This window comes from Bacterioplanes sp. CLAM21, assembly GCF_059641015.1.
Genome location: NZ_CM184929.1, coordinates 2,660,219 through 2,685,151, shown reverse-complemented (window position 1 = coordinate 2,685,151; position 24,933 = coordinate 2,660,219). Strand labels below are relative to the sequence as shown.

Sequence of the window (24,933 nt, the reverse complement as noted above, 5' to 3'; positions counted from 1 at the left end):
CTAGATCGTCATAGAGCTTTAAATCCTGCAGCCGCTTAGGTGCTCTAGTTTGTGCTCACAAATATCGGCGATAGTGAGTCAGCTGTCTTGGCTGGGCAGCTATTCAGAGGTTTGCTGGTCGACAGATGAAGGCTCTTTGGGCGATGAGGCATCCAATATTAGGGTGCCTTTTTCCACTCTATGTTTTTGGTTATACATTTCTCTATCAGCCTGGGCCAATAGATCATTGATGGTTTGCTGATCAACAATGGCTTGGCCAATGCTGATCGAAGGAATAATGATGTGCTGCTGCCAGCGTAGTGGGTGCAGCCGCACCACTTCGTGTAGCTTTTGCTGAATCTTCTCGACCTGCTTGGGGTCATCAACGTCCGATAACAATACCAAAAACTCGTCACCGCCAAAGCGGCAAACAATATCCCTGCTGCGTACCGATTCGGCCAAATGATTAGCAATATGCTTGAGCAACGCATCTCCCGCTTCATGGCCGAGCTGGTCGTTGACGCGTTTAAAGTCATCCAGATCAATATTTAAAATGGCGAATTGGCGCGGCTTTTCTTTGCTGGAAAACAGCTGCTTAAGTTTTCGTAACATAAAGCGGCGGTTGGGGAGCAGAGTGAGCTCATCTTGCATCGACTCCTGATGTGCGTATTGGTAGTTGCGATACAGCAGGTACACCACCAAATACATTAACAATAGGGCAATGCCACCGAGCAGGTGTACCAATAATGCTCGATTGCGCAGGCCTGGGCTGTTATTGATATCAAAGCGAACGGCAATTTCCCATTGGCCGCTAGGCAGTTGAATAGGCAGTTGGGCGTTGGCCTGCTCAAATACCGTGGGCTTGCCATAGAACACGGTCCATTGCTCGCCATCGGTGTCGCGCTTGCGTAGGGCGACATCGCCATAGCTGAAGTCACTTACGCCGCTGTCGTCTAGCAGTTGGTCGTAACGCATCACCACGCTAACGCCGCCCCAGTACTGACGATTATAGGGAGGGTCAGAAAATATCGGATAGCGAGCAATAATGGCGGTGCCGCCTTGCACTAAGTTCACAGGACCTGCGATGTATACCTTCTGCTGCTCTTTGGCCTTCAGTACTGTGGCCAGCTGTTCTGGTCGGGTGCGAAAGTCGAATCCGATCGCCGCTTCATTCCCCTCAATAGGGTGTACGTGGGTGATAACGTTATCGGGTGCTAGGCCGACGTTTCGAACATAGGTCGAACGATCCAGCAGCGTGGAGGCGATGCTGGCCCAGTTATTGACTGCAAACTCAGGGTCGATGGTCACCACCGTAGCAAGACTGTCGGCCAAATAACTGTCCATAAAAATGGCGGCTTCCAGTCGAGAGCGTACCAGTGTTAGTTCGCTGTTCAATGCTGAGGCGGCTTCCACCCGATGGCGTTCCACCACTAGGCTGGAGATCGAGCGCACCATCACGCTGCCGATGGCGATGTACAGCAAGGTGATTAGTACACAAATGAGCTTTTCTCGTGCAGATAAGCACAGCCACATAGTTCAGGCCCGGGTTGTCAATGAGTCGCCTTCCTGTGTTGAAGTGCGCCAAGCACTAATATCGCTGGCGCACGCTTCCTTAATCAGTAAAGACGAGTTGTGCCAGTGCGGCCACGAAGTATGGCATGGAAGGCCGTCTATCTTGGCCCTCGATGGACGCTGCTACACTGTGGCAAAACAAGGGAGGTGGTTATGCGAATTGGTGTGCCGAAAGAAATAAAAAATCATGAGTATCGGGTCGGATTGACGCCAAACAGTGTACGAGAACTGGTTGCCGATGGTCATGAAGTATTGGTTGAAAGCCAGGCGGGCGCGGCGATTGGCTTTCATGATAATGATTATCAAGACAGTGGTGCCAGCATTGCCGCCGATGCCGGGGCGGTGTTTGCAGCGGCCGACATGATTGTTAAGGTCAAAGAGCCACAAGCCTCTGAGGTTGCCTTACTGGAGCACCGGCATACTCTATTTACCTATTTGCATTTGGCGCCAGATACCCAGCTAACGGAGTCGCTTATTAAAAGCGGTGCTACCTGCATTGCCTATGAAACCGTCACCGATGACCACGGACGTTTGCCGTTGTTGGCACCTATGTCGGAAATTGCTGGCCGCATTGCGGTGCAAGCTGGCGCCCGCAGCTTAGAGATGGAAGCTGGCGGTCGCGGTGTGTTGTTGTCCGGCGCGCCGGGCGTGCCTGCTGGCAATGTATTGGTGCTGGGCGGTGGGGTCGTGGGTTCAAATGCTGTGCGCATTGCCGTTGGTATGGGGGCTGAGGTGACGGTACTGGATACCTCGTTACAGACCTTGAGGATGTTAGATCAGCAATATGGGAACCGCATTCGTACACGTCTGTCTACCCGCACCACTCTGGATGAGTGTTTGCCGCAGATGGATTTGGTCATCGGCGCGGTGCTGATTCCAGGGGCAGCGGCGCCCAAACTGATCGCCAGTGATCAACTACAGGCCATGCAGCGTGGCGCCGTGATTGTCGATGTTGCCATTGATCAAGGCGGCTGTGTCGAGACCTCAAGGCCCACCACCCACGATGAGCCAACCTATGTTGAGCAAGGGGTGGTGCATTACTGTGTGGCCAATATGCCAGGTGCCGTGGCACGTACGGCGACCCAGGCCCTCAACAATGCTACCTTGCCGTTTGTGCAGGCGTTAGCCAAACAGGGTCCACGCAAGGCCATGCACGCCGATGAACACCTATTAAATGGCCTTAATGTGGCAGCGGGGCAGCTGTGTAACATGGAAGTCGCCAGCAGTCAGGGGCGTATGTGCGCCGATAAGCTCAGCGTGTTGGTGCAAGTGCGTTAAGGTTGAGGCCAAATGGATTGATGTGCTTTTGGCATTTGTTTGCTGACGCTGGCTCAATATTAGTGGTGCGTATGGACGTTTAGCAGCCAATTGTCGGCTTTTTGTGGCCGTTGCGTACGACTTTGGTCGAGTGCCGAAGTCGTTCTTGTAAAAAAACTACAAGAAGGGATTGTCAGCCTCTTATAAAGGCGTCAGACTGATGCCGAATTTTTCAAGGAGCCCTTGTTTTATATGGGGGCTCTGGTTTGTAACCAGTTTTCTAATTACGGCAGCCAATGGCCGAATAGTGGCATTATTTATCGCTCTTGGGGCTGAATAAGAGCAATAGGTAAGTCTACTTTTGAAGGCTGCCCTTGTTGTGATGACAAGCATCCTTGTCAAACCATCGGAGCGATCAATGACCGAAGATACCGACGTATACGAAACCCAGGAATGGTTAGATTCGTTACACGCCACCATCCGTCACGCTGGCCCTGAGCGGGCGGCGTTCATTCTGAAAAAGCTGTTTGCTAATGCCATGGATAAGGGCGTTGCCCTGCCACAAGCGATCACCACGCCGTATCGCAATACCATCGCACCAGAAAAAGAACGCCGCATGCCTGGTGATCTGTTTATGGAGCGTCGTATTCGTTCCCTGATTCGTTGGAATGCACTGGCCATGGTGGTGCGAGCCAATGACAATAACGAAGGTCTGGGCGGCCATATCGCGTCATTCTCATCGGCGGCCACCTTGTATGACGTGGGTTTCAACTACTTCTTCCGCGGCAATGACGGTGATCAAGCGGGTGACCTAGTGTACTTCCAGGGGCACTCGGCGCCAGGTATTTACGCACGCTCTTATTTAGAAGGGCGTTTTGATGAAAATCAGCTGGATAACTTCCGCCGCGAAGTGGACGGCAACGGTCTGTCATCGTATCCACATCCTTGGTTGATGCCTGACTACTGGCAGTTCCCAACGGTTTCTATGGGCCTAGGTCCGATTCAGGCGATTTATCAGGCCCATGTGATGCGCTATTTATCTGCGCGTGAATTGGCGCCACGCGGTGATCGTAAGGTGTGGGCTTTCTTGGGTGATGGTGAGTGTGACGAGCCAGAAAGCTTGGGCGCCATCTCATTGGCCGGTCGTGAACAGCTGGAAAACTTAATCTTTGTTGTGAACTGCAACCTGCAGCGCCTAGATGGCCCAGTGCGCGGCAACGGCAAAATCATGCAAGAGCTGGAAGGCGTGTTCCGCGGTGCTGGCTGGAATGTGATTAAGGTCGTTTGGGGTCGTCATTGGGATGTGCTGTTGGAAAAAGACACCAGCGGCATGTTGCAAAAGCGCATGGACGAAGTGTGCGACGGCGATTTGCAGAACTACAAGGCCAATGGTGCAGCCTACACCCGTGAGCATTTCTTTGGTGCTTACCCTGAACTGGCTAAGTTGGCGGAAGATCTGACCGACGAAGATATCTTTAAGCTGAATCGTGGTGGTCACGATCCATTTAAAGTGTACGCCGCTTATGCAGAAGCTGTGGCGCACAAAGGTCAGCCGACTGTGATTCTGGCGCAAACCGTTAAAGGTTATGGTTTGGGTGCAGCGGGCGAAGCCGCTAATGATACTCACTCCGTGAAAAAACTGGATCTGGATGCGCTGAAGCATTTCCGCGATCGGTTTGCTATTCCGCTCACCGATTCTGAGCTGGAAAATGTGCCTTATTATCGTCCGGCACCTGATAGCCCAGAAATGAAGTACATGCGTGAGCGTCGCGAGTCGCTGCAGGGCTTTGTTCCTTCTCGTCGAGTGAACAGCGAGGCCTTGGTAACGCCTGAACTGGAAAGTTTCAAAAACCAGTTGGGCGGCAGTGGTGAGCGTGAAATGTCATCGACCATGTCGTTTGTACGTATTTTGTCGCAGCTGGTTAAAGACAAAAATATTGGCAAACGTGTGGTGCCTATCGTTCCGGATGAGGCGCGTACCTTTGGTATGGAAGGTATGTTCCGACAGCTGGGGATTTATTCTTCTGCTGGGCAAAAATACACGCCCCATGATCACAGCCAGATCATGTATTACAAGGAAGATAAAAAAGGCCAGATTCTGGAAGAGGGCATTAACGAAGCCGGTGCTATGTCGGCCTGGATTGCTGCGGCAACGGCTTACAGCAATAGCAACTGCCCGATGATTCCGTTTTATGTGTTCTATTCCATGTTTGGCTTCCAGCGTATTGGTGACTTGGCTTGGGCGGCGGGCGATATTCAAGCCCGAGGCTTCTTGATTGGTGCTACCTCGGGGCGCACTACATTGAACGGCGAAGGCCTGCAGCATCAGGACGGTCATAGTCATTTGATGGCGCAGACGATTCCAAATTGTCGCTCTTATGATCCAACGTATGGTCATGAGCTGGCGGTGATTATTCAAGATGGCCTGAAGCGCATGTACGACGAGCAGGAAAACTGCTTCTACTACATCACCACCATGAACGAAAACTATCCGCATCCTGAAATGCCGGTCGGCGCTGAAGAGGGCATCGTAAAAGGTATTTATAAGCTCAAGTCGGTGGGCAAAAAAGGTCCGTCGGTTCAGTTGATGGGTGCTGGCTCTATTTTGCGCGAAGTGGAAGCGGCTGCTGATTTGCTGCAAGAAAAATACGGCGTGCAATCCGATATCTGGAGTGTCACTTCAGTTAACGAACTGACTCGTGACGGTCTGGCGTGTGAGCGTCACAATCGTCTCAACCCTGAGTTGCCAGCTGAGCAGGCGTACGTGACTCAGCAACTGCAAGGTCAGGACGGACCTTTTGTGTTGGCAACCGATTACATCAAGTCTTACGGCGAGCAATTACGAGCCTTTGTGCCAGGACGTTTGACGGTGTTGGGTACCGATGGTTTTGGTCGCAGTGATACGCGCAAAAAACTGCGCCACTTCTTTGAAGTGAGTCGTGAGTTTGTTGCTTATGCCGCCTTGGTGCAGTTGGCCGAAGACGGTCACTTCAGCCAGGAAGCGTTATTGGCAGCCCGCGCTGAGCTGGGCATTGAAGCCGACAAAATTGATCCGGCACATAGCTAAGGGGGAATGGAATGAGCAATACAACTGTTTCCGTCCCTGATTTGGGTGGTGCCGACAAGGTTGAAATTATTGAAATCTCGGTGGCCGTTGGCGATCAGGTGGAGCTAGAGCAAGACCTGCTGGTGTTAGAGACCGACAAAGCCAGTATGGAAATTCCCAGCCCTGTGGTGGGCACTGTGGTGGAGATTTTGGTCGCGGTGGGCGATCAGGTGTCCGAAGGTGACAGTATTATGGTGGTGGATGTGCAGGGCGAGGCTCAGGCAGATGCAGGCTCATCTGCCAGCGACCAGCCTGCCGCACCAGAGCCCGCTACAGCAGCCGTCGAGCCTGCAGCGCCTGTGGCCAGCGCACCGAGCAGTGCGGGTGCTAGCGTCGAGTTGACCATTCCTGATCTGGGTGGTGCAACGGATGTTGACATTATCGAACTCAGTGTTGAACCCGGTAGCGACGTTGCGGCAGAAGACTCGCTGTTGGTGCTGGAAACCGATAAGGCCAGTATGGATGTGCCGGCGCCGTCGGCTGGTACGCTGGTGAAGTTTACCGTAGCGGTTGGCGATAAGGTCAACGAGGGCGATGTGTACGCTGTGTTACAGCAAGTGGGTGAGGTAGCCGCAGCGCCTGCAGTGGCGGAAACGGCAAAAGCTGAACCTGCGCCTGCGCCGGCGCCTAAGGCATCGCAGCCCGAAACCGCTGTTGCCGCGAATAAGGCACAGGGTGAGGCTAAGCCTGAGCCGGCTAATCGTTCGTCAGATGTGTACGCCGGTCCGTCATCAAGACGTTTGGCTCGACAGCTGGGTGTTGATTTGACCAAGGTGTCAGGCACTGGGGTGCGCGGTCGCATTACTAAAGATGACATTCGCGCCTACGTGAAAAAGATGCTCAAACAGGCAGAGTCGGGTACTATTGGCGCCGCCTCGGGCATGGGTATTCCGCCGATTCCAGAAGTGGACTTCAGTCAGTTCGGTGATATCGAGCTGCAGCCGATGAGCAAGATTAAAAAGCTCACTGCTGCCAATATGCAGCGTAACTGGTTAAACGTGCCACACGTGACCCAGTTCGATGAGGCAGACATCACCGATCTTGATGCCTTCCGCCAGCAAATGAAGCCGGAGGCAGAAAAGCGCGGGGTGAAAATAACGCCGTTGCCTTTCCTGATTAAGGCGGCAGCACAAGCGCTGCGGTTGGAGCCTAGCTTTAACGCGTCATTGCACGCCGATGGTGAACATATGGTGCACAAGCACTATGTCCACATTGGCATTGCCGTTGACACGCCAGCAGGTTTGATGGTGCCGGTGATTCGCGATGCCGATAAAAAAGGCATCTGGGAGCTGGCGCAAGAAAGCAGCGAGCTGGTAGAAAAAGCTCGGGCTGGTAAACTAAAGCCCAACGAAATGAAGGGTGCTTGTTTTACGATTTCCAGCTTGGGGGCTATGGGTGGTACTGGCTTTACGCCGATTGTGAATGCACCCGAAGTTGCCATTATGGGAGTGTCTCGAGCACAGATGAAACCGGTGTGGAATGGCAAAGAATTTGTGCCACGAAATATGCTGCCATTGGCAGTGTCCTACGATCATCGCGCCATTAACGGTGCTGATTGCGGACGTTTCTTTACCACATTGGTAGCGCTGATTAGCGATATTCGCCGCCTGATACTGTGAGGCAATGCCCACGTTTCACGTTGACGGTGGATGAATCGGTCTGGAATGGGTGACTGACGCGTTTGAAATTGCAGGTAAGGGGGCAAGCTTAGACGCACAGGTTTCAGATCGTTACGACAACGCCGGCACTGGAGACAGTGCCGGCGTTTTTTATGCTCTGTTTTTTTGCTAGGGCACCTCTGAATAATTCGGTGCCTGCTCTGGATCGCCAGAGGATTTCAGATCACGAAGCTGGTTCCAGCTACAGCAAAAATCGGCGACACAGAGCTGGAGCTCACTGGCGTTCCCCGCAGGCCTCCATAACGTCGTTGGCGATGTTGAAAGGGCTGGCCATTTGCTGCCATCACCGCCTTGTTCTGAAAGCCTGCTGCACTCGCGCAGGGCTGTGCAGAATTATTCGGAGGTGCCCTAGGAAAAGAACTGCACTGACTGGCTGAGTTCGCAGCGCTCGGTACGAGCGTGGTTGGCGGCAGCAGTGCGGTCTTCATAGCCAAACGACATGCCAAATAAAATGCCGACATGGTCGGGAATATCCAGCAGCTCTTTGACCGGCTGGGGAAATTGTCCCAGCGCGCCTTGCATGCAGCAGCTAATGCCTTGCTCTTGCATTAATAGCGCCAGGCTTTGGGCATAAATGCCCAGATCGACGGCACCCATGATGTCGAGGTATTTATCCATGGTAAAAAAAGCCACGTGCGGTGCATCAAAAAAAGACCAATTACGCAGCATCGCCATATTACGCTTCATTTTGTCGTCACGTTCAATGCCCATGGCGCCATACAAAGCATTGGCTGAGCCGAACTGGCGCTCGCGGTGAATCCCTTGGTAAGCGACTTTCCAGTTAAAGTCTGGGTTGGGAGTTTGCTGTTTCATGACGGTGGCGATCAGGGCATTTTTTAATTGATCCTTTTTTTCGCCGGATACGACATAGGTGCTCCAAGGCTGAACATTGCAGTTGGATGGTGCGCGCTGAGCGCTTTTGAATATTTGCTGCAGGGTATCTGGATCGACGCTTTGTGGGGTGAATGCCCGTACGGAATAGCGCTGCTGTAATAACTCGATGACGCTCATGTTGGCTCCTGATAATAATGTCAGAGCCATGCTAGCAGTACAGTCGTCGTTGGTAGATGTGCAAAGGTGACAAAAAAGAGGCCGCAGTGAGCGGCCTCTGATTGCTGATGCGAGATCAGGCTTTATTCAGCAGGTAGTTCACCAATAGCGGAACCGGGCGGCCAGAGGCGCCTTTTTTCGCTCCACCCGTCCAGCCAGTGCCGGCAATATCGATGTGCGCCCATGGGGTGCCTTCGGTAAAGCGTGACAGGAAGCAGGCTGCGGTGGTTGCACCGGCCAATGGGCCGCCAATGTTGGCCATGTCGGCAAAGTTGGAATCCAACAGTTCCTGGTAGTCTTCTTCCAGCGGCAGGCGCCACACTTTGTCGTGAGCGTATTCTGCTGCGCTTTGCAGTTCGCCGGCCAACGCTTCGTCTTCGGTGAACAGGCCACTGTTCACTTCGCCCAGTGCTGCCATACAAGCGCCTGTTAGAGTTGCAATATCGACCACAGAGGCTGGCTTAAACTGCTCGATGCCGTAAGTTAGGGCGTCACACAGTACTAAGCGGCCTTCAGCGTCGGTGTTTAAGATTTCGATGGTTTTGCCAGATAGGCTGGTCACCACGTCGCCAGGCTTGCTGGCGTTACCCGCTGGCATGTTCTCTGCCGCTGTGATCATGCCGATAACGTTGATGGCAGGACGCAGCTCCAGCAGAGTTTTCATGGTGCCCAGTACGGACGCAGCGCCGCACATGTCGTACTTCATTTCATCCATTTTAGCGCCCGGCTTCAGGCTGATGCCGCCGGTATCAAAGGTAATGCCTTTGCCCAGCAGCATGTGAGCAGGCTCATCGGCTTTGCCGCCTTGATAATGCATGATGATGATCTTGCCAGGCTCAACCGAACCTTTGGCCACTGAAACAAAAGCGCCAGCACCCATTTCCTCCAGCTGAGACTCGTCCAAAATGGTGGTGGTCATCTGCTCATTGGCCAGTGCCTGAGCTTGCTCAGCTAGGTAGGTCGGGGTGCAGATGTTGCCTGGCAGATTGCCCAGCTCACGAGCAAAGTTAACACCCGACGCCAGAGCGTCCCCTTTTTTCAGGCTATCGAGCTCGTCAGAACCTAGCCAGATCAGGCTGCTGGCTTGAGTTGGCTGGTCTTGCTCTTTTTGTGGTTTGGTGGTGGTAAAGCGGTACGCCTGACGGCCAAAGGCGATGGCGCTTTGCTCTGCCAGCCAGCTGCTGGTTAATTGATCGTTCGCCAGGTCTTCCAGCGCCAATGCAATGCTGCCTTCCATATTGCCGGTGTTGTCGGCGATGGCGTTGAGCAATTTAATGGCTTGACCACGTTTCAGTGCCTTGCTGCTGTCGCCACGTCCAACCAGCAACACACGCTGAGCTGCGACGCCAGTGACGGCGGGTAATAACAGTGTTTCAGCCAGCTTACCTTTAATGTCTTTATGTTCGAATCGTTGTTGCAGAAAATGCTGACTGGCGCTATCCAGTTGATTGCCGGCCTCTGACAGCTTGCCTGCGGTGTCGATAGTGACCACAATACAGCTCGCTTCTACTTCGGCAGCGCTGTGTTGAGACGTCTGGTATTCCATGTGAACTCCTAGAGTCAGGTGAATGACTTATTCCGTCCGTATATATGCTGTCACATGTTGGAAATACAAGGTCTGGTTGTTTGATTCTTTTTCGATATCTTGCGCGTGAACTATTTAGTTCGATTGTGGCAGTTACTGTGGTGTTACTGCTGATTTTGATGAGTGGGCGGCTGATTCGCCAGTTGGCGGAAGCCGCGGCGGGTCAGGTATCCCTTGAAATTGTGTTTTTTACCCTGCTGCTGCGCCTGCCGTCCTTTCTGGAAATGGTGCTGCCGTTAGCGTTGTTTATCGCCATTTTACTGGCCTATGGACGCTTGTATGCGGACAGTGAAATGACCGTGCTGACGGCGACGGGTTTTTCCCATCGACGCTTACTGTCTTATACCTTAGTCCCGGCGCTGTTTATGATGGCCATAGTTGCCTCGCTGTCGCTGTTTTTAAGCCCGTGGGGCGCTCAAAAGATGGAAAGTCTGTACCAAAAACAGGCCCAGCTAACGGAGTTTGAGCTGCTGATTCCTGGTCGTTTTCAAAGTATGAAGGGTGGTTCTCGAGTGACCTATGCACAATCGCTGTCGGACGATAAAACCGAAATGCGGCGTGTTTTTATTGCTGATGGCAATACCTTATTAATTGCGGGTCGTGGCACTCAGTATGTCAGCGATGAAACCGGCTCGCGATATTTGGAGTTGCATGATGGTCGTCGCTATGACCTCAGTGCAGAAGGTTTGGGCATGCAGTGGCTGGAGTTCGAACGCTACGGCGTCAAAATTGCCGATGAGCCCGACGAGCGTCGCAAATTGCGCCAGGAGTCTATTCCGACCCTGGCGTTGATTGGCAGTGACAATGTTAAGTCTCAAGCACAGTTTCAGTGGCGGGTATCGCTGATTTTAATGGTGCCGATTGTAACCTTGATTGCCTTACCCCTGGCTCGGGTTAATCCGCGTCAGGGACGATTTGCTCGGCTGTTTCCGGCTATTGTGCTGTTTATGGTGTACATCTCGTTGATGATTGCCATGACCGGCATGATAGAAAAAGGCCGCTTGAATCCATCTCTCGGCTTGTGGTCTTTGCACGCCGTTTATCTCGCCATTGCGGCAGCATTATGGTGGTGGCCGGAACTGCAGCGACGACGTAAGGTGCGCCAATTATGATGTCTCATCTTGATCGTTACGTTGCCCGTCACGTGCTGAATGCCACCTTAGTCGTGGTGCTGGTGATCGTAGGGCTGGATGCCGTATTCGCTTTGGTGGACGAGCTCAAGCGCCTTAAGGGTGACTACCAGCTGTTAGAAGCACTGGCCTTTATTGTCATGCGGCTGCCACGCCGCGCCTATGAGTATATGCCACTGGCTTGTTTGATAGGCTGCTTAGCCGGTTTGGGTAGCATGGCGGCCAGCAGTGAGCTGACGGTGATGCGTGCCGCGGGCATGTCGATTCGCCGTATCAGTGTATCGGTCATGAAACCAGTACTGGTGCTGATGATGCTGAGCATGGCCGCGGCCGAATACGCCATTCCAAACTTAGAACGCATTGCTCAGTCGCAAAAAGCCGTCGCCCAGGGCAGAGGCGATACCTTGTCTAATCGTGGTCAGGGTTTTTGGCATCGAGAAGGCGATACCTTTATGCGTTTTACCGCCGTTGAACCCAATGGCGTTTTGCATGGCCTGACCCTGTACCGCTTTGACCAGGATGATCGACTGCAACACATCCGCACCGCTAGTCGGGCTATTTATCAGCGTCAGTTTTGGCAAATGGAGCAGGTAGAAGACATTTCATTGCAAGATGAGGCGGTGGTGCAACAGCGTTACGACAGTTTGCGATGGGAAACCGGTTTAACTCCACAAAGCTTAAGTGTGGTGATGGTCGAGCCGCGGGATATGTCGATTTCCAATCTTTATCGCTATACCCGCTATGTGACCGATCAGGGTCTAAATGCCGACAGCTATTTGTTATCTTTCTGGCGCAAGGTTACTCAGCCGCTCAGTACCTTGGCGTTGGTCTTGTTAGGTGTTTCTTTTATTTTTGGACCGCTGCGATCAGTGACACCGGGATACCGTATTTTTACCGGTATTTTGGTCGGGCTGGTGTATAAATACGCGGAAGAATTATTAGCCCCGGCCAGTATTGTGTTTGGCTTTGCGCCCCTATGGGCCAGTGTGGCGCCGATTTTATTGTGCTCGGCTGCAGCGGCTCTGTTACTACGGCGAGCCGCTTAGCAATCTCAGGGTCACTGGCTGCTTGCCGTGGTTTATCAGAGGGCTGCAGCCCCATGTGGCTCAAATCAGTAACAGCAAAAAAGCTGCGCATTACTCTGCGTTGTTAGGTGGTTTTTGCGGCGCACGGTCGGCGGCTTCAGGCCGCCGATCTGTTGTGAGCGACAGCGCCGCACAATAAGGATAAACGCCTACGCCATATGATCTGGAATATGCACGACGCGGGTCAGGGACGCCATGTCGTGCCAGGTGCGCTGCTGTGAATCAAACAGCATCCAAAAAAAACCGCCGCCGAAGGCCAGTAAGGAGAAAAAACCGCAGCCGCAGCGCAACATGCACTGACTGAGTTGCAGAGGAAGGGTTTTGCCATGTTGCTGACGGGCGTTAATAAGATAAATGCGCCATGCTTTCATGCCAATGGTTTGACCGCCTTTTAGCCAGGAGTGGGTGTAGTAAAAAAAAGCGATGCAGAAAAATAACGACAAATTGACGGATGCGGGCAATGCGCCAGGGAACTCCCCTTGATTGATCAGCTTTAATAGCGCCACCACAATAAAACCGGCAAAAATGTACAGCGAGATCAGCACCAAGCTGTCATACGTCATCGCCGCCAAACGGCGAAGCAAGGGAGCGGTTGGGTAGTTTTGAACCGACATGAATGTGCCTTGAGCTATAACAAAGGCACCTATATTACCAAAACCATAGCAGTGAAAGGAGCGATAAAGAGTGAGCCAGGTGAACCCGCAGGGAAGCCTTGTTAAACCTTCGGGATGGCGATTGTGGTGGTATGCCGCCCGACCCAAAACCTTGCCAGCCGTGTTGGCGCCAATTCTTGTTGGGCAGGTATTAGCGGCGCTACATACACAACCGGGTGCGTTCAATGGCTGGCTGTCGATCATTATCGTGCTGTGTGCGTTATCGTTGCAGGTGGCGGTGAACTTGGCCAATGACGTCTTTGATTATCGTGCCGGTATTGATGGACCTGAGCGCGTGGGACCGCTACGGGTACTGACTTTGGGTTGGGTGCCCATGTGGCAGATGGTCGTGGCTTTGCTGTTGATGCTGACGGTTGCCCTGCTGTCGGGCAGCTATCTGGTGTCGGTGGGCGGTCGTGTGTATCTGATTCTGGGAATCGCGGCGGTAGTGGCGCTACTGGCGTACAGTGCAGGCCCTTATCCTCTGGCATCACATGCCCTTGGCGAAGTGACCGTATTTACTTTTTTTGGTTTGGTTGCGGTGGTTGGCGGTTTTGCGCTGCATCATAATTCAACACCTTTTATTGTTTGGGTTACCGCGGTGCAAATGGGCTTACTGACGTCGGCCATTATGTTGGTCAACAATATTCGTGATCACGATTCAGATTCGCGGGCAGACAAACACACTCTGGCTGTGCGCTTAGGGCCAGCGCGCAGCGAGGGGTTGTATCGTTGGTTGATGTTATTGCCCTTGGCTTTGCAGCTGGCGCTGGTAGAACAGATGCTGCCCGATGTGGCCATGACCATGGCGCAGCGCTTGTTCTCTACTGTGTTGTGGGCGCTGGTGGTGGTGCAGGCGGTGCGTTTGAGCTATTTGATCGCCATTCGCCGTCAGCACGCATTAAATAAACAATTGGCGCAAACGGCGGCGCTGACGTTGGCTTTTGCCGTTGCTGCCAGTGTAGAGCTGGTGTTGCGTTATCAGCCCTGATGCGTATCAATTGGGCCAAAGATCTGATCTGTTAATGTGCCACTCAGTGCGTTGTTATGAGGAATATAGACATGGTTGATTTATGGGATGTGCGACGGGAGTACACCCAGGGGCGATTGGATGAGCAAACGGCGGCGCCCGATCCACTAACCCAGTTTCATGCCTGGATGGAGGCTTACCGCGCCACCGACCCGCTTGAGCCTAATATCATGACCCTGGCAACGGTGGATGCCAATGGCCTGCCGTGGCAACGGGTGTTGCTGTTGAAGGCTTACGATAATGAAGGCTTTACCTTCTTTACCAATTACGACAGCAATAAAGGTCAGCAGCTGACGGCCAATGCTCAGGCCAGTATGCACTTTTTCTGGCTTGAGCAAGAGCGTCAGATTGAGGTGCAGGGGTGTGTAGAGCGCTTGCCTAGGGAGGTGTCTGAGCGTTATTTCCACTCTCGTCCGAGACAGAGTCAGCTGGGTGCCTGGGCCTCTAAGCAAAGTCAGCCTATTGCTGATCGACAAGCGTTGGAGCAGGCATTTGAGCAGGTATCTGAGCGTTTTGAGGGCGATTCGATCCCGTTGCCTGATTACTGGGGTGGTTATCGGTTATTGCCCCAGCGCATTGAATTTTGGCAGGGTGGTGCTCATCGTTTGCACGATAGAGTTGAATATCAGCTTGAGCAGGGTCAATGGCGAAAGCAGCGGTTAAATCCTTGACTGCAGATTTATACCGTTATCTTCTCTGCTCTTTAAAAACGGCTGCATCGCAGCCGTTTTTTGTTTTTGCCATGGGTTAGAGTGTGGCAATCAGCTCTTTGCTGTGGTCTATATAAGCGCCGCCAATGAGTAAACTGTGATTTAGCGTGTGGTACAGCTGATACAAGGGCCGACGCTGTTCATAGCTGCTATCAACTTCATGCACTGAGGCATAGCCATCGTAAAAACGCTGCGGGAAGCGGCCAAACAGCTCTGTCATGGCCAGATCGGTTTCACGATCGCCGTAATAACAAGCTGGATCAAAGACTACGGCAAAGCTCAGTGATTTGTCTGGGTTAAAGCCGATATTGCCGGACCACAAATCGCCATGCAGTAACACCGGTGTTGGTTGGTGGCCATTCAAGTGCTGCATGGAGCGCTCTAGCGCGAGATTTTGATCGGCAAACTCAATGCCTTGGCGTGCCAGTGCGGCAAATAACGGCAGCAGTCGCTGTTGAGTAAAGAAGGTGGCCCAATCCTGATTCCAACGATTGTCCTGGGCGGTGCCTCCGCAATAGGTAGTCATGTCAAAGCCATAGCCTTGTGCACTAACAGTGGAGTGCATTTGTGCGATTTGCTGGCCAGCAGATAACCAGTCGCCGCCCATTACCATGGGCAAAAACTCCAAAATGAGATAGCTACAATCGTCTAACTGGGCACAGGCCAGTGGCGCGCACGTAGCAATGGTTTCGGTGGCCTTGATGGCTTCCAGGGCCTTGGCCTCGGCTTGGTATACCGGCAGGTTGGCAGCGCTGTGACGTTTAATGAAATACGCACCGGCGTGGGTTTGGACGCGGTAGAAGCTTTGCGCCCCGGAGCGGTGATGGCTGGCGCCTTCGATATGCAGGGCTGCGGGGAAAAGCCATTGCTGTTCCACGGCGTGTTCGATAATGGCCAGCAATGCAGGGTCGCTGAGCTCAGGGGAAATAATTGCGTGTGCGGTTTGGCTGGCCATAAAGCAGTCCGGCGTATTTTGATGACAGCGTCAGTCTAGGTAATTTGAACAGTGTAAGGCCGTCGAGTAGTTAACAAAAACTCATTTTCATCTTGTTACACATCGTATTTCTGCGACCTTAGTTTCATCCCCCTTGGTCGTATAGTGCCGCCTGACCTGCTTGTCCTATGGTGGGGGAAACAGGCCGAGGATTATCGGCCGCTTCCCGTTTTATCAGGTTGGACTGTGATTATGAGCTACCCAAGTGAATACCAGGCTTCTATCGACACCCCGGAATTATTTTGGCTCCAGCAGGCCGATACCATTCATTGGTTTCAACCACCCACGCAGATCCTTAGCAAAGATGAGCAGGGTATTGATCGCTGGTTTGCCGACGGTGAGTTGAATACTGCCTATCTGGCCTTGGATCATCACGTTCTCAATGGCCGTGGTGATACTACGGCATTGATTTTTGACTCTCCAGTCACGCAACAAAAGCGACGTTACAGCTATTCCGAGCTGACAGAGCAGGTGGCATTGTTTGCTGGTGTGCTGGCGCAGCAGGGCGTCAATAAAGGCGATACTGTGGTCATCTATATGCCGATGATTCCTGAGGCGGTCATCGCCATGTTGGCCTGTGCCCGTTTGGGAGCGATTCATTCCGTGGTGTTTGGTGGCTTTGCCGCCCATGAGCTGGCGTTGCGCATCGATGATGCCAGGCCAAAGGTGGTGCTGGCTGCTTCTTGTGGTATCGAAATCGACCGCATTATTGAATACAAGCCGATACTGGACCAGGCAATAGATCAGGCGCGGCATAAACCTCATTGCTGTGTGCTGCTACAACGGCCGCAATGTGTATGTGAGTTAAGGGCGGAGCAAGATATCGATTGGCAGCAGGCGTTGGCGACGGCGCAGCCGGCGGATTGTGTCCCTGTGTTGGCAACAGACCCGCTTTATATCCTGTATACATCCGGCACAACGGGCGCCCCCAAAGGCGTCGTGCGTGACAACGGCGGTCATGCCGTTGCCATGAATTACAGCATGAACGCTGTCTACGACATGCATCCGGGTGATGTTTTTTGGGCGGCATCCGATGTTGGCTGGGTGGTCGGGCATTCCTATATTGTTTACGCCCCTTTAATCCGTGGCTGTAGCAGCGTTTTGTATGAAGGCAAGCCGGTGCGAACGCCGGATGCCGGCGCGTTTTGGCGTGTGTGCCAGGAATATGGAGTCAATGGTTTATTTGCAGCGCCGACAGCGTTTCGTGCTATCCGCAAAGAGGATCCGCACTGTCAGCTGTTGGCATCCTACGATCTATCGGCCTTGCGCACGGTGTTTATGGCCGGTGAACGGTTGGATCCACCGACCTACGATTGGGTGCACCAGCATTTGGCTAAACCGGTGGTGGATCACTGGTGGCAAACCGAAACCGGCTGGGCCATTGCGGGCAATCATATGGGGCTAGAGCCTGGGGTAGTTAAGGCCGGTTCTGTGACCCGGCCGTCTCCGGGCTTTAACGTACAGATTCTGGATGTCGATGGCATTCCCGTTGAACGGTCTCAGCAGGGCAGTATTGCCATTCGGCTGCCTTTGCCGCCAGGGTGTTTGCCAACCATTTGGGGTAACCATGAACGTTTTGTACACGGGTATCTGTCGACGTACCCGGGCTATTACGTTACCGGCGATGGCGGCATGCTGGATGAAGATAATTATCTGTTTGTGTTAGGACGCACCGACGACATTATCAATGTTGCTGGGCATCGATTATCCACCGGTGAAATGGAAGAAGTCGTGGCCGGCCATGAGGCGGTGGCTGAATGTGCGGTCATTGGCCGTCACAGTGAATTGAAAGGTGAAGAGCCGCTGGGGCTGGTGCTGCTCAAAGCCGGCGTTAACATCGATGAAGAAGAACTGCGACAGCAATTGGTGGAACGGGTGCGTGATCGCATTGGCGCGGTTGCTAGTTTTAAAGACACTGTGGTGGTGGCGCGTCTACCCAAAACCCGATCAGGCAAAATATTGCGCAAGGTGCTGCGTGATATTGCTAATGGTGAGCAATATCAGCCCCCCTCAACCATTGATGATCCCGCTTGTTTGCAGGAAATTGAGCAGCGATTAAAACCACAATAAATGGCAATGTTAGGGCAGAAGGCAGACATTGGTTGGTTAGGGCCTATTAACAGGCCCTAGATAATTCCTTGCTCTAGTGCATAGCCCATGGCTTGGCCCAGATCTCTGGCTTGCTGCAAAAATGACGTTTGCCATGGGCCTTGTAGCACCAGTGGCGGCTGTACCCAGCGCCAGCGCAGTCCGTTACAGATACTCTGCAGGGCGCGCTGGGTGCCAGTGCCATCATGGCCAGCGCGGATAATGGCAGTGATGGGTTTGCCTTGGGTTTCCTCCAGGCAAGGGTAATAAATGCGATCAAACCAGTCTTTCATTGCACCGCTCATGTAGCCTAAATTTTCAGGTGTGAGCAATATAAGCGCGTCGCTGTTTTTTGCCGTGTCGGCGTCGGCAGACAGTGGGGCTAACAAGGTTACTTGAATGCCGGCTTCGCTGGCGCTGGCAGTTATGGCTTCGGCCAGCGCCTGTAGATTTTGCGACGGTGTGTGGGCAATGACGGTTAGCCGGCGCACTTAATCGGCATCCGGTTTCACACCGTCGGCGGGTTTTATAACCAGTACATCGCAGTCCACTTTATCAACCAATAACTCTGCGGTGTTGCCAAGCAGTACACCGGCGAGCCCTTCGCGGCCAACGGTACCGACTACCACCAAGTCGGCTTCTAAATCATCGGCAAAACGGGCGATAACATCGTCGGCGTCGCCTTCATCAATATGAACATGATCATCATTAATGTTGTATTTTCTGGCCCATTCAGCGCAGGCTTCGTGATGCTGCTCAAGAATGTATTTTTGAATGTCATCCGGTGCAGTGACTTCTGGCACCATGGCAAACGCGACAGACACTAGCGGATAAGCATTGGCCAAATGCAGATCGGTTTCAAAATGGTCGGCCAAATGCTCGGCATAGGACAGAATATTGTCATTAATAATGACGTGGCCTTCGTCGCTGGAGGTGGCGTCGATGGAGGCCAGTATGCGGTTGTGGCGCCATGGGCGCGCGTTTTTGACGAGTAATACCGGAGCAGGGCAATGACGCAGCAAATTCCAGTCGGTGTGGGTAAATATGCGATCAACCAAAGAGTGTTGCTGGGTACCTTTGATCACCAGGTCATAATCTTGGTGGCGCATGGAATCAATCACGGCATCGTGCAGATGCTTTTGCCAATGCACTTCGGTACGAATATTTAACTCGCTGTCGTCTGCGATAAAACTTTCAATCCAAGCGGTGGATTTATTAATCAACGCTTCTTTGATGCGCTGGCGAGTATCCAAATCGATGGAGGATGAATCGTCGCAATAGGCTTCGTGGGTGGCGGTGAGCAAGGTCAGATCTGCATCCAGGGCAGCTGCGAGCCAAGTTGCACGCTCTAGGGCTTGCTGCTGCAAGTGTTCGTTATCCAGAACCACCAGAATGTGATTAATGTCGAGCATGCTATCTCCTTGGTTGGCAGTCGCCGATCGTCCGCTAAAGCGTTGGTCTTTATGTACAGACAGGCTAGCGTCTGATTTCCGCTTTGACATTGTTATGAATCAATGTGGCAGCGGCAAACGGTTTAAAAAAGCCTGGGCGGCGTTGCTGAGCGTGCGCTGCTGTAGATGAATGATGCCCAGTTGGCGCTGGATTGGCTGGGCGGGCCACGGCAGTGTGTGGAGCTGTTCATCGACCATGCTGGCTGGCAGCAAACTCCAGCCAAGCCCAACGGACACCATCATTTTTATCGTCTCTAAATAATTGGTGGGCATGGGCGCGGTTAAAGTCAATTGTTGCTGATAAAAAATGCGATTAATCAGCTCAAAGGTAATGGTCTGGCGCTCAGGCAAAATGGCGGCTTGTTCAGACAGTTGCTTAAGGCTGGGGCTGCGAATACGGGCCAGGTGATGGTCTGGCGAGCAGACGCACACCAAAGGGTCTTGCCAAATCACGGTTTGTGAAATATCAGCGCCAGGGTTGTCCATTAAGGTAGTTAATGCCAGTTCGACTCGTCGCTGCTGTACCGCTTGGTAGGCACCCTCGGAGCCCATAAAGTGCAGTTGCAGTGTGGCGGCCGGATGGGCTTGGGTGAATTCACGTAAATAAGGTGGTAGCCGGTGCAGTCCAATATGATGGCTGGTGGCCAGCTTGAGTTTGCCGCTCACCTCGCCGGATAAGTTGCTTACCGCAGTGCGGGTGTCATCGAGTAATTCCAGAATTTGCCTGGCTCGGGGTAGCAGCGTTTGACCGCTTTCGGTGAGGCTAATCGTGCGATTGTGGCGGTCGAATAGCGGGCTTTGCAGCTGCTGCTCTAGCTGCTGAATGCGCTTGCTGATGGCCGATTGGGTCAGGTGCAGAGCGTCGGCAGCGAGGGAAAATGAGCCGTGATCAACCACCGCCAAAAATGCTCTAAGAGACTGGGTATCCATGAAGTATTCCTTGGTGGAATCTTTAATAGTATTAATATGAATTTATGTTGTCGACTGGCTGGCGTATAGTGTCTTGCATCGTGATAATGATGACAGCAGGAACGCACCATGGCCGGACAAACTTTATACGACAAATTGTGGCAACAGCATGTGGTTAAGCAGAGAGACGATGGTACAGCTTTGCTGTACATCGATCGTCAGTTGCTGCATGAAGTCACGTCCCCGCAGGCATTTGAGGGCCTGCGCCTAGCCGGCCGTCAGCCATGGCGCTTGGATGCCAACTTGGCGACTCCGGATCATAACGTCCCCACCACCCGCGACGAGCGTCTGTCGGGCATCGACGGCATCCAGGACCCTGTGTCTCGTATCCAGGTAAAAACGCTGGACGAGAATTGCGATGCTTTTGGCATTGAAGAATTCAAAATGAACGACGTGCGCCAGGGCATTGTGCATGTCGTGGGTCCGGAGCAAGGCGCTACCTTGCCTGGCATGACCGTCGTGTGTGGCGATTCTCACACCGCCACTCACGGTGCGTTTGCCGCCTTGGCGCATGGTATTGGCACTTCTGAAGTTGAGCATGTGTTGGCGACCCAGTGTCTTATTCAACGCAAAATGAAGAACTTGCTGATTCGTGTGGAAGGTGAACTGGGCGCTGGTATCACCGGTAAAGATGTGGTGCTGCATGTGATTGGCATTATTGGTACCGCCGGCGGCAACGGTTTTGCGATGGAGTTTGGTGGCAGCGCAATCCGTTCCATGAGTATGGAAGGCCGTATGACCATGTGTAATATGGCCATCGAAGCCGGTGCGCGCGTGGGCATGGTAGCGTTTGATGACATTACCGCGGATTACATAAAAGGGCGCCCTTACGCGCCGAGCGATGAGTTGTGGCAGCAGGCCGTGGATTATTGGCGTGACCTCAAATCAGACGATGATGCTGAATTTGACAAGATTGTCGATATTGATGCTGCGGATATTAAGCCCCAGGTGACTTGGGGAACCTCTCCGGAAATGGTCACAACCATTGATGGCAGCGTTCCACAAGTGGATGACGGCATCGATGAGTCGCAGCGTAATGCCATTCGCCGGGCACATGAATATATGGGCTTGCAGGGTGGGCAGAAAATCACCGACATTCATTTGGATCGGGTATTTATTGGCTCATGCACCAATAGCCGTATCGAAGATTTACGTGCCGCGGCGGCGGTGGCGAAAGGCAAACGTGTTGCATCCAGTGTTAAGCAAGCCTTGGTCGTGCCAGGGTCTGGTTTGGTGAAACAGCAGGCCGAGGCAGAAGGCTTAGATAAAGTCTTTACCGACGCTGGGTTTGAATGGCGAGAGCCAGGATGCTCCATGTGTCTGGCGATGAATGCGGATAAATTGGGGGCCGGTGAGCACTGTGCGTCTACCTCCAATCGCAACTTCGAAGGGCGGCAAGGTTATGGTGGTCGAACCCACTTGGTGAGTCCAGCGATGGCGGCGGCCGCGGCTATTGCCGGTCATTTTGTAGATGTGCGTGAGTTTTAAGGAATTAACGATGAAAAAATTTACGGTACATACCGGTATTGCTGCTCCCATGGATCGCGCCAATGTCGATACCGACATGATTATTCCTAAGCAATTTTTAAAATCGATTAAGCGCAGCGGTTTTGGCCCAAATCTATTTGATGAATTGCGCTACTTGGATGAAGGTCAGCCGGATGCGGACAACAGTGGCCGTCCACTAAATCCAGATTTTGTCTTGAATCAGCCACGTTATCAGGGTGCCTCTGTTTTGTTAGCGCGGGAAAATTTTGGCTGTGGCTCCAGCCGTGAGCATGCGCCGTGGGCTCTGGATGACTATGGCTTTCGAACGGTAATTGCGCCGAGTTTTGCCGATATTTTTTATAATAATTGCTTTAAAAATGGGCTGCTGCCGATCGTATTGGATGAAGCTGTGGTCAGTCAATTGTTTATAGAAGTTCAGTCTCATGATGGCTACCAGTTGACCGTGGATTTAGAAAATCAACGCGTTATGACGCCGTCAGGTGAATGCTTTGAGTTTGAAGTGGACGAGTTTCGTCGCCACTGCTTATTGAATGGCTTGGATGATATTGGGCTGACACTGCAGGACGCAGATGCCATCAAGCAGTACGAACAACAGCGCCGTGAGCAGACTCCCTGGCTTTTTCGTTAATGACTAATTTTTGGAGAATATGATGACTCAGCAAGTATTGATTTTGCCAGGTGATGGAATTGGCCCGGAAATCGTTGCCCAGGCGCGCAGCGTGTTGGATGCCGTTAATGATAAGTTCGATCTTGGGTTGACTTTTGATGAGGCCTTAGTCGGTGGTGCGGCATACGATGAGTTTGGATCGCCGTTGCCTGAAGAAACCATGGCCAAAGCAAAATCTGCCGATGCCATTTTATTGGGTGCTGTTGGTGGCCCTAAATGGGATCGTTTGGAAGATCGCGAATTGCGCCCGGAAAAAGGATTGTTAGGGCTGCGTTCGGGTTTGGAATTGTTTGGTAATTTGCGCCCAGCAATTTTATATCCACAGTTAGCATCGGCGTCATCGCTGAAACCGGAAGTGGTCTCTGGTTTAGACATTCTTATTGTGCGCGAGCTGACGGGCGGTATTTATTTTGGCCAGCCTCGTGGTATTCGTACTCTTGAAAATGGTGAGCGTCAGGGTTTTAACACCTACGTTTACAGTGAGTCTGAAATTCGCCGTATTGCTCGGGTGGCCTTTGAATCTGCGCGTAAACGCAACAAAAAACTGTGCTCGGTGGACAAGGCCAATGTGCTGGAAGTAACGGTGTTGTGGCGTGAAGTAATGGAAGAAATGGCACAGGAATACCCGGATGTCGAGCTGTCGCATATGTATGTTGACAATGCCGCTATGCAGTTGGTGCGAGCGCCTAAACAGTTTGATGTGATGGTTACCGGCAATATGTTTGGCGACATCTTGTCTGATGCTGCGGCTATGTTAACCGGCTCTATAGGCATGTTGCCGTCGGCATCGTTGGATAAAAACAACAAAGGCATGTATGAGCCTTGTCATGGCTCAGCACCAGATATTGCTGGTCAAGGTGTTGCCAATCCTCTGGCAACGATTTTGTCAGCGGCCATGATGTTGCGGTATTCTCTTGGCCACGGGCAAGCCGCCGATGCTATTGAGAAAGCGGTCAGTGATGTGCTGGATCAAGGTTTGCGGACGGCAGACATTTACTCTGAGGGCACTCAGCGAGTGGGTACTCAGCAAATGGGTGAGGCGGTCGTTGCTGCCTTGCAAACGGTGTAAAACATTATGGCAATGAAAAAAGTAGGTTTGGTCGGCTGGCGCGGAATGGTTGGTTCCGTGTTAATGAATCGCATGCAGCAAGAGCAGGATTTTGCCCTGATTGAGCCCACTTTCTTTACCACCTCTCAGGCAGGCCAGGCTGCTCCTCAATACGCGGAGCGGGATGCTGGATTATTGCAAGACGCTTACGATCTTGAAGCCTTGGCTGAGCAGGAAATTATTATCACCTGCCAAGGTGGGGACTACACCAAGGCGGTTTATCAGCCTTTGCGCGATAGCGGTTGGAGTGGTTATTGGATTGATGCTGCATCGACACTGCGTATGGATGAGCAAGCCATTATCGTACTTGATCCTGTTAATGGCGCACAAATTAAAGCGGCTATTGCTGAAGGCGGAAAAACCTTTGTTGGTGGCAACTGCACTGTGTCGTTAATGCTCCTGGCGTTGGGTGGCTTGTTTGAAGCGGGCTTGGTCGAGTGGGCGGCGCCTATGACGTATCAGGCAGCATCAGGGTCTGGTGCCAAACATATGCGCGAATTAATTTCGCAAATGGGTGCTATTCATTCGCAGGTAAAGTCGTCGTTGGAAGATCCTGCGACCGCTATTTTGGATATTGATCGTCAGGTGGCTGACTTCATTCGCAGCGATGACTATCCGGCGCAGCAGTTTGGTGTGCCATTGGCGGGCAGTCTGATCCCCTACATTGACTCGCAGTTAGACAGTGGTCAATCACGGGAAGAATGGAAGGCACAGGTAGAAGCCAACAAGATTCTCGGCCGTTCTGATTCGCCAGTTCCAATTGATGGCATTTGCGTGCGCGTCGGTGCCATGCGCTGTCATAGTCAAGCGATTACCTTGAAACTCAACAAAGATATTCCTTTGGCTGAGATCGAGCGTTTGTTGGCAGAGCATAATGACTGGGTGAAGGTCATTGCCGATGATCGTGAGCTCACTATGCAGGAGCTAACGCCGGCTAAAGTGACGGGGACCTTATCGATACCTGTTGGTCGGATCCGCAAGTTGGCCATGGGGCCTGAATACATTTCAGCCTTTACTGTCGGTGATCAGCTATTGTGGGGAGCAGCAGAACCACTGCGTCGAACCCTACGAATTTTGCTGGCTGGCGCATAATGACAAGCGGGTTTTTACCCGCTTTCATGAACTCCTTCTCATTTCTCGCCTAAGCTCTTCTTATCACAAGATATTTGTGACTTCAGGCAAAGCCAAAAGATTGCGCTATGCTGTTTTATATTTGATACTTAGCGTCGCTTATTAAGGGAATATATAAGGGATCCGTGCTATTCAGGCCAGAATTGTCTACGTTGTTCGGCGCAACATGACAACATGTGC

At 52.5% G+C, this 24,933-nt stretch carries 20 protein-coding genes; 12 read left to right on the top strand and 8 right to left on the bottom strand.

Annotation, left to right across the window (positions count from 1 at the left end; all coding sequences use genetic code 11):
* Window positions 1–99: 99 nt before the first annotated feature.
* On the bottom strand, window positions 100–1,512 hold the full coding sequence (locus AC55FS_RS12250) for a diguanylate cyclase domain-containing protein (RefSeq protein WP_496932539.1): 1,413 nt from the start codon (window positions 1,510–1,512) through the stop codon (window positions 100–102).
* A gap of 192 nt (window positions 1,513–1,704) precedes the next feature.
* Here AC55FS_RS12250 and ald point away from each other — a divergent pair, with 192 nt between their 5' ends.
* From ald to aceF, 3 genes are all read left to right on the top strand, one after another.
* Complete coding sequence (ald, locus tag AC55FS_RS12245; RefSeq protein ID WP_496932538.1) at window positions 1,705–2,829, top strand: alanine dehydrogenase; 1,125 nt, start codon at window positions 1,705–1,707, stop codon at window positions 2,827–2,829.
* Window positions 2,830–3,226: 397 nt separating this feature from the next.
* The gene (aceE, locus tag AC55FS_RS12240; RefSeq protein ID WP_496932537.1) at window positions 3,227–5,875 is read left to right on the top strand and encodes a pyruvate dehydrogenase (acetyl-transferring), homodimeric type; all 2,649 of its coding nucleotides are present in this window, start codon (window positions 3,227–3,229) and stop codon (window positions 5,873–5,875) included.
* An 11-nt stretch (window positions 5,876–5,886) separates the two neighbouring features.
* Complete coding sequence (aceF, locus tag AC55FS_RS12235; RefSeq protein WP_496932536.1) at window positions 5,887–7,533, top strand: dihydrolipoyllysine-residue acetyltransferase; 1,647 nt, start codon at window positions 5,887–5,889, stop codon at window positions 7,531–7,533.
* A 408-nt stretch (window positions 7,534–7,941) separates the two neighbouring features.
* Here the strand turns inward: aceF and AC55FS_RS12230 are convergent, their stop codons facing one another.
* Together AC55FS_RS12230 and AC55FS_RS12225 are read right to left on the bottom strand one after the other, a co-directional pair.
* A complete protein-coding gene (locus AC55FS_RS12230) occupies window positions 7,942–8,604 on the bottom strand; it encodes a nitroreductase (protein ID WP_496932535.1) in 663 nt (220 codons plus the stop codon).
* Window positions 8,605–8,719: 115 nt separating this feature from the next.
* On the bottom strand, window positions 8,720–10,189 hold the full coding sequence (locus AC55FS_RS12225) for a leucyl aminopeptidase (RefSeq protein WP_496932534.1): 1,470 nt from the start codon (window positions 10,187–10,189) through the stop codon (window positions 8,720–8,722).
* A 137-nt stretch (window positions 10,190–10,326) separates the two neighbouring features.
* Here AC55FS_RS12225 and lptF point away from each other — a divergent pair, with 137 nt between their 5' ends.
* Window positions 10,327–11,340 carry an LPS export ABC transporter permease LptF gene (gene lptF, locus AC55FS_RS12220; protein WP_496932533.1) on the top strand — a complete coding sequence of 338 codons (1,014 nt, stop codon included), beginning with the start codon at window positions 10,327–10,329 and terminating at the stop codon, window positions 11,338–11,340.
* Window positions 11,337–12,404, top strand: a complete 1,068-nt coding sequence (gene lptG / locus AC55FS_RS12215; protein WP_496932532.1) for an LPS export ABC transporter permease LptG — start codon at window positions 11,337–11,339, stop codon at window positions 12,402–12,404. The genes lptF and lptG overlap by 4 nt, the downstream gene beginning before the upstream one ends.
* A 188-nt stretch (window positions 12,405–12,592) precedes the next feature.
* Here lptG and AC55FS_RS12210 read toward each other — a convergent pair whose 3' ends face one another.
* A complete protein-coding gene (locus tag AC55FS_RS12210) occupies window positions 12,593–13,057 on the bottom strand; it encodes an RDD family protein (protein ID WP_496932531.1) in 465 nt (154 codons plus the stop codon).
* A 70-nt stretch (window positions 13,058–13,127) separates the two neighbouring features.
* Here AC55FS_RS12210 and menA point away from each other — a divergent pair, with 70 nt between their 5' ends.
* Together menA and pdxH are read left to right on the top strand one after the other, a co-directional pair.
* The gene (menA, locus tag AC55FS_RS12205; RefSeq protein WP_496932530.1) at window positions 13,128–14,087 is read left to right on the top strand and encodes a 1,4-dihydroxy-2-naphthoate octaprenyltransferase; all 960 of its coding nucleotides are present in this window, start codon (window positions 13,128–13,130) and stop codon (window positions 14,085–14,087) included.
* A gap of 71 nt (window positions 14,088–14,158) precedes the next feature.
* Window positions 14,159–14,797: a pyridoxamine 5'-phosphate oxidase gene (gene pdxH / locus AC55FS_RS12200; protein WP_496932529.1), complete on the top strand. Its 639-nt coding sequence runs from the start codon at window positions 14,159–14,161 to the stop codon at window positions 14,795–14,797.
* Between the two features lie 76 nt (window positions 14,798–14,873).
* Here the strand turns inward: pdxH and AC55FS_RS12195 are convergent, their stop codons facing one another.
* Window positions 14,874–15,791 carry a fructosamine kinase family protein gene (locus AC55FS_RS12195; RefSeq protein WP_496932528.1) on the bottom strand — a complete coding sequence of 306 codons (918 nt, stop codon included), beginning with the start codon at window positions 15,789–15,791 and terminating at the stop codon, window positions 14,874–14,876.
* Between the two features lie 231 nt (window positions 15,792–16,022).
* Here AC55FS_RS12195 and AC55FS_RS12190 point away from each other — a divergent pair, with 231 nt between their 5' ends.
* The gene (locus tag AC55FS_RS12190) at window positions 16,023–17,900 is read left to right on the top strand and encodes a propionyl-CoA synthetase (RefSeq protein WP_496932527.1); all 1,878 of its coding nucleotides are present in this window, start codon (window positions 16,023–16,025) and stop codon (window positions 17,898–17,900) included.
* 56 nt (window positions 17,901–17,956) lie between these two features.
* On the opposite strand, the gene AC55FS_RS12185 is transcribed toward AC55FS_RS12190, so the two are convergent.
* From AC55FS_RS12185 to AC55FS_RS12175, 3 genes are all read right to left on the bottom strand, one after another.
* Window positions 17,957–18,409, bottom strand: coding sequence for a flavodoxin family protein (locus AC55FS_RS12185; RefSeq protein ID WP_496932526.1), 453 nt, complete (start codon window positions 18,407–18,409; stop codon window positions 17,957–17,959).
* The gene (uspE, locus tag AC55FS_RS12180; RefSeq protein WP_496932525.1) at window positions 18,410–19,330 is read right to left on the bottom strand and encodes a universal stress protein UspE; all 921 of its coding nucleotides are present in this window, start codon (window positions 19,328–19,330) and stop codon (window positions 18,410–18,412) included.
* A 99-nt stretch (window positions 19,331–19,429) separates the two neighbouring features.
* Window positions 19,430–20,299 (bottom strand): LysR family transcriptional regulator, encoded by an 870-nt coding sequence (locus AC55FS_RS12175; protein WP_496932524.1) that lies wholly within the window; start codon window positions 20,297–20,299, stop codon window positions 19,430–19,432.
* A 108-nt stretch (window positions 20,300–20,407) separates the two neighbouring features.
* Between AC55FS_RS12175 and leuC the strand changes: the two genes are divergently transcribed.
* The 4 genes from leuC to asd are packed head-to-tail and all read left to right on the top strand — an operon-like array spanning window position 20,408 to window position 24,714.
* Complete coding sequence (gene leuC / locus AC55FS_RS12170; protein ID WP_496932523.1) at window positions 20,408–21,826, top strand: 3-isopropylmalate dehydratase large subunit; 1,419 nt, start codon at window positions 20,408–20,410, stop codon at window positions 21,824–21,826.
* Window positions 21,827–21,836: 10 nt separating this feature from the next.
* The gene (leuD, locus tag AC55FS_RS12165; RefSeq protein WP_496932522.1) at window positions 21,837–22,475 is read left to right on the top strand and encodes a 3-isopropylmalate dehydratase small subunit; all 639 of its coding nucleotides are present in this window, start codon (window positions 21,837–21,839) and stop codon (window positions 22,473–22,475) included.
* Between the two features lie 22 nt (window positions 22,476–22,497).
* Complete coding sequence (gene leuB / locus AC55FS_RS12160) at window positions 22,498–23,583, top strand: 3-isopropylmalate dehydrogenase (RefSeq protein ID WP_496935967.1); 1,086 nt, start codon at window positions 22,498–22,500, stop codon at window positions 23,581–23,583.
* Between the two features lie 6 nt (window positions 23,584–23,589).
* Window positions 23,590–24,714 carry an aspartate-semialdehyde dehydrogenase gene (gene asd, locus AC55FS_RS12155; protein ID WP_496932521.1) on the top strand — a complete coding sequence of 375 codons (1,125 nt, stop codon included), beginning with the start codon at window positions 23,590–23,592 and terminating at the stop codon, window positions 24,712–24,714.
* The last annotated feature ends 219 nt before the right edge of the window (window positions 24,715–24,933 follow it).

Excerpts from the sequence above, each read along its gene's own strand:
- aceF (WP_496932536.1), top strand. The coding sequence starts at position 5,887 with ATGAGCAATACAACTGTTTCCGTCCCTGATTTGGGTGGTGCCGACAAG.
- AC55FS_RS12225 (WP_496932534.1), bottom strand. The coding sequence starts at position 10,189 with ATGGAATACCAGACGTCTCAACACAGCGCTGCCGAAGTAGAAGCGAGC.
- AC55FS_RS12230 (WP_496932535.1), bottom strand. The coding sequence starts at position 8,604 with ATGAGCGTCATCGAGTTATTACAGCAGCGCTATTCCGTACGGGCATTC.
- pdxH (WP_496932529.1), top strand. The coding sequence starts at position 14,159 with ATGGTTGATTTATGGGATGTGCGACGGGAGTACACCCAGGGGCGATTG.
- aceE (WP_496932537.1), top strand. The coding sequence starts at position 3,227 with ATGACCGAAGATACCGACGTATACGAAACCCAGGAATGGTTAGATTCG.
- AC55FS_RS12175 (WP_496932524.1), bottom strand. The coding sequence starts at position 20,299 with ATGGATACCCAGTCTCTTAGAGCATTTTTGGCGGTGGTTGATCACGGC.
- AC55FS_RS12250 (WP_496932539.1), bottom strand. The coding sequence starts at position 1,512 with ATGTGGCTGTGCTTATCTGCACGAGAAAAGCTCATTTGTGTACTAATC.
- asd (WP_496932521.1), top strand. The coding sequence starts at position 23,590 with ATGGCAATGAAAAAAGTAGGTTTGGTCGGCTGGCGCGGAATGGTTGGT.
- leuC (WP_496932523.1), top strand. The coding sequence starts at position 20,408 with ATGGCCGGACAAACTTTATACGACAAATTGTGGCAACAGCATGTGGTT.
- leuB (WP_496935967.1), top strand. The coding sequence starts at position 22,498 with ATGACTCAGCAAGTATTGATTTTGCCAGGTGATGGAATTGGCCCGGAA.
- lptG (WP_496932532.1), top strand. The coding sequence starts at position 11,337 with ATGATGTCTCATCTTGATCGTTACGTTGCCCGTCACGTGCTGAATGCC.
- AC55FS_RS12210 (WP_496932531.1), bottom strand. The coding sequence starts at position 13,057 with ATGTCGGTTCAAAACTACCCAACCGCTCCCTTGCTTCGCCGTTTGGCG.
- AC55FS_RS12195 (WP_496932528.1), bottom strand. The coding sequence starts at position 15,791 with ATGGCCAGCCAAACCGCACACGCAATTATTTCCCCTGAGCTCAGCGAC.
- uspE (WP_496932525.1), bottom strand. The coding sequence starts at position 19,330 with ATGCTCGACATTAATCACATTCTGGTGGTTCTGGATAACGAACACTTG.
- AC55FS_RS12190 (WP_496932527.1), top strand. The coding sequence starts at position 16,023 with ATGAGCTACCCAAGTGAATACCAGGCTTCTATCGACACCCCGGAATTA.
- ald (WP_496932538.1), top strand. The coding sequence starts at position 1,705 with ATGCGAATTGGTGTGCCGAAAGAAATAAAAAATCATGAGTATCGGGTC.
- leuD (WP_496932522.1), top strand. The coding sequence starts at position 21,837 with ATGAAAAAATTTACGGTACATACCGGTATTGCTGCTCCCATGGATCGC.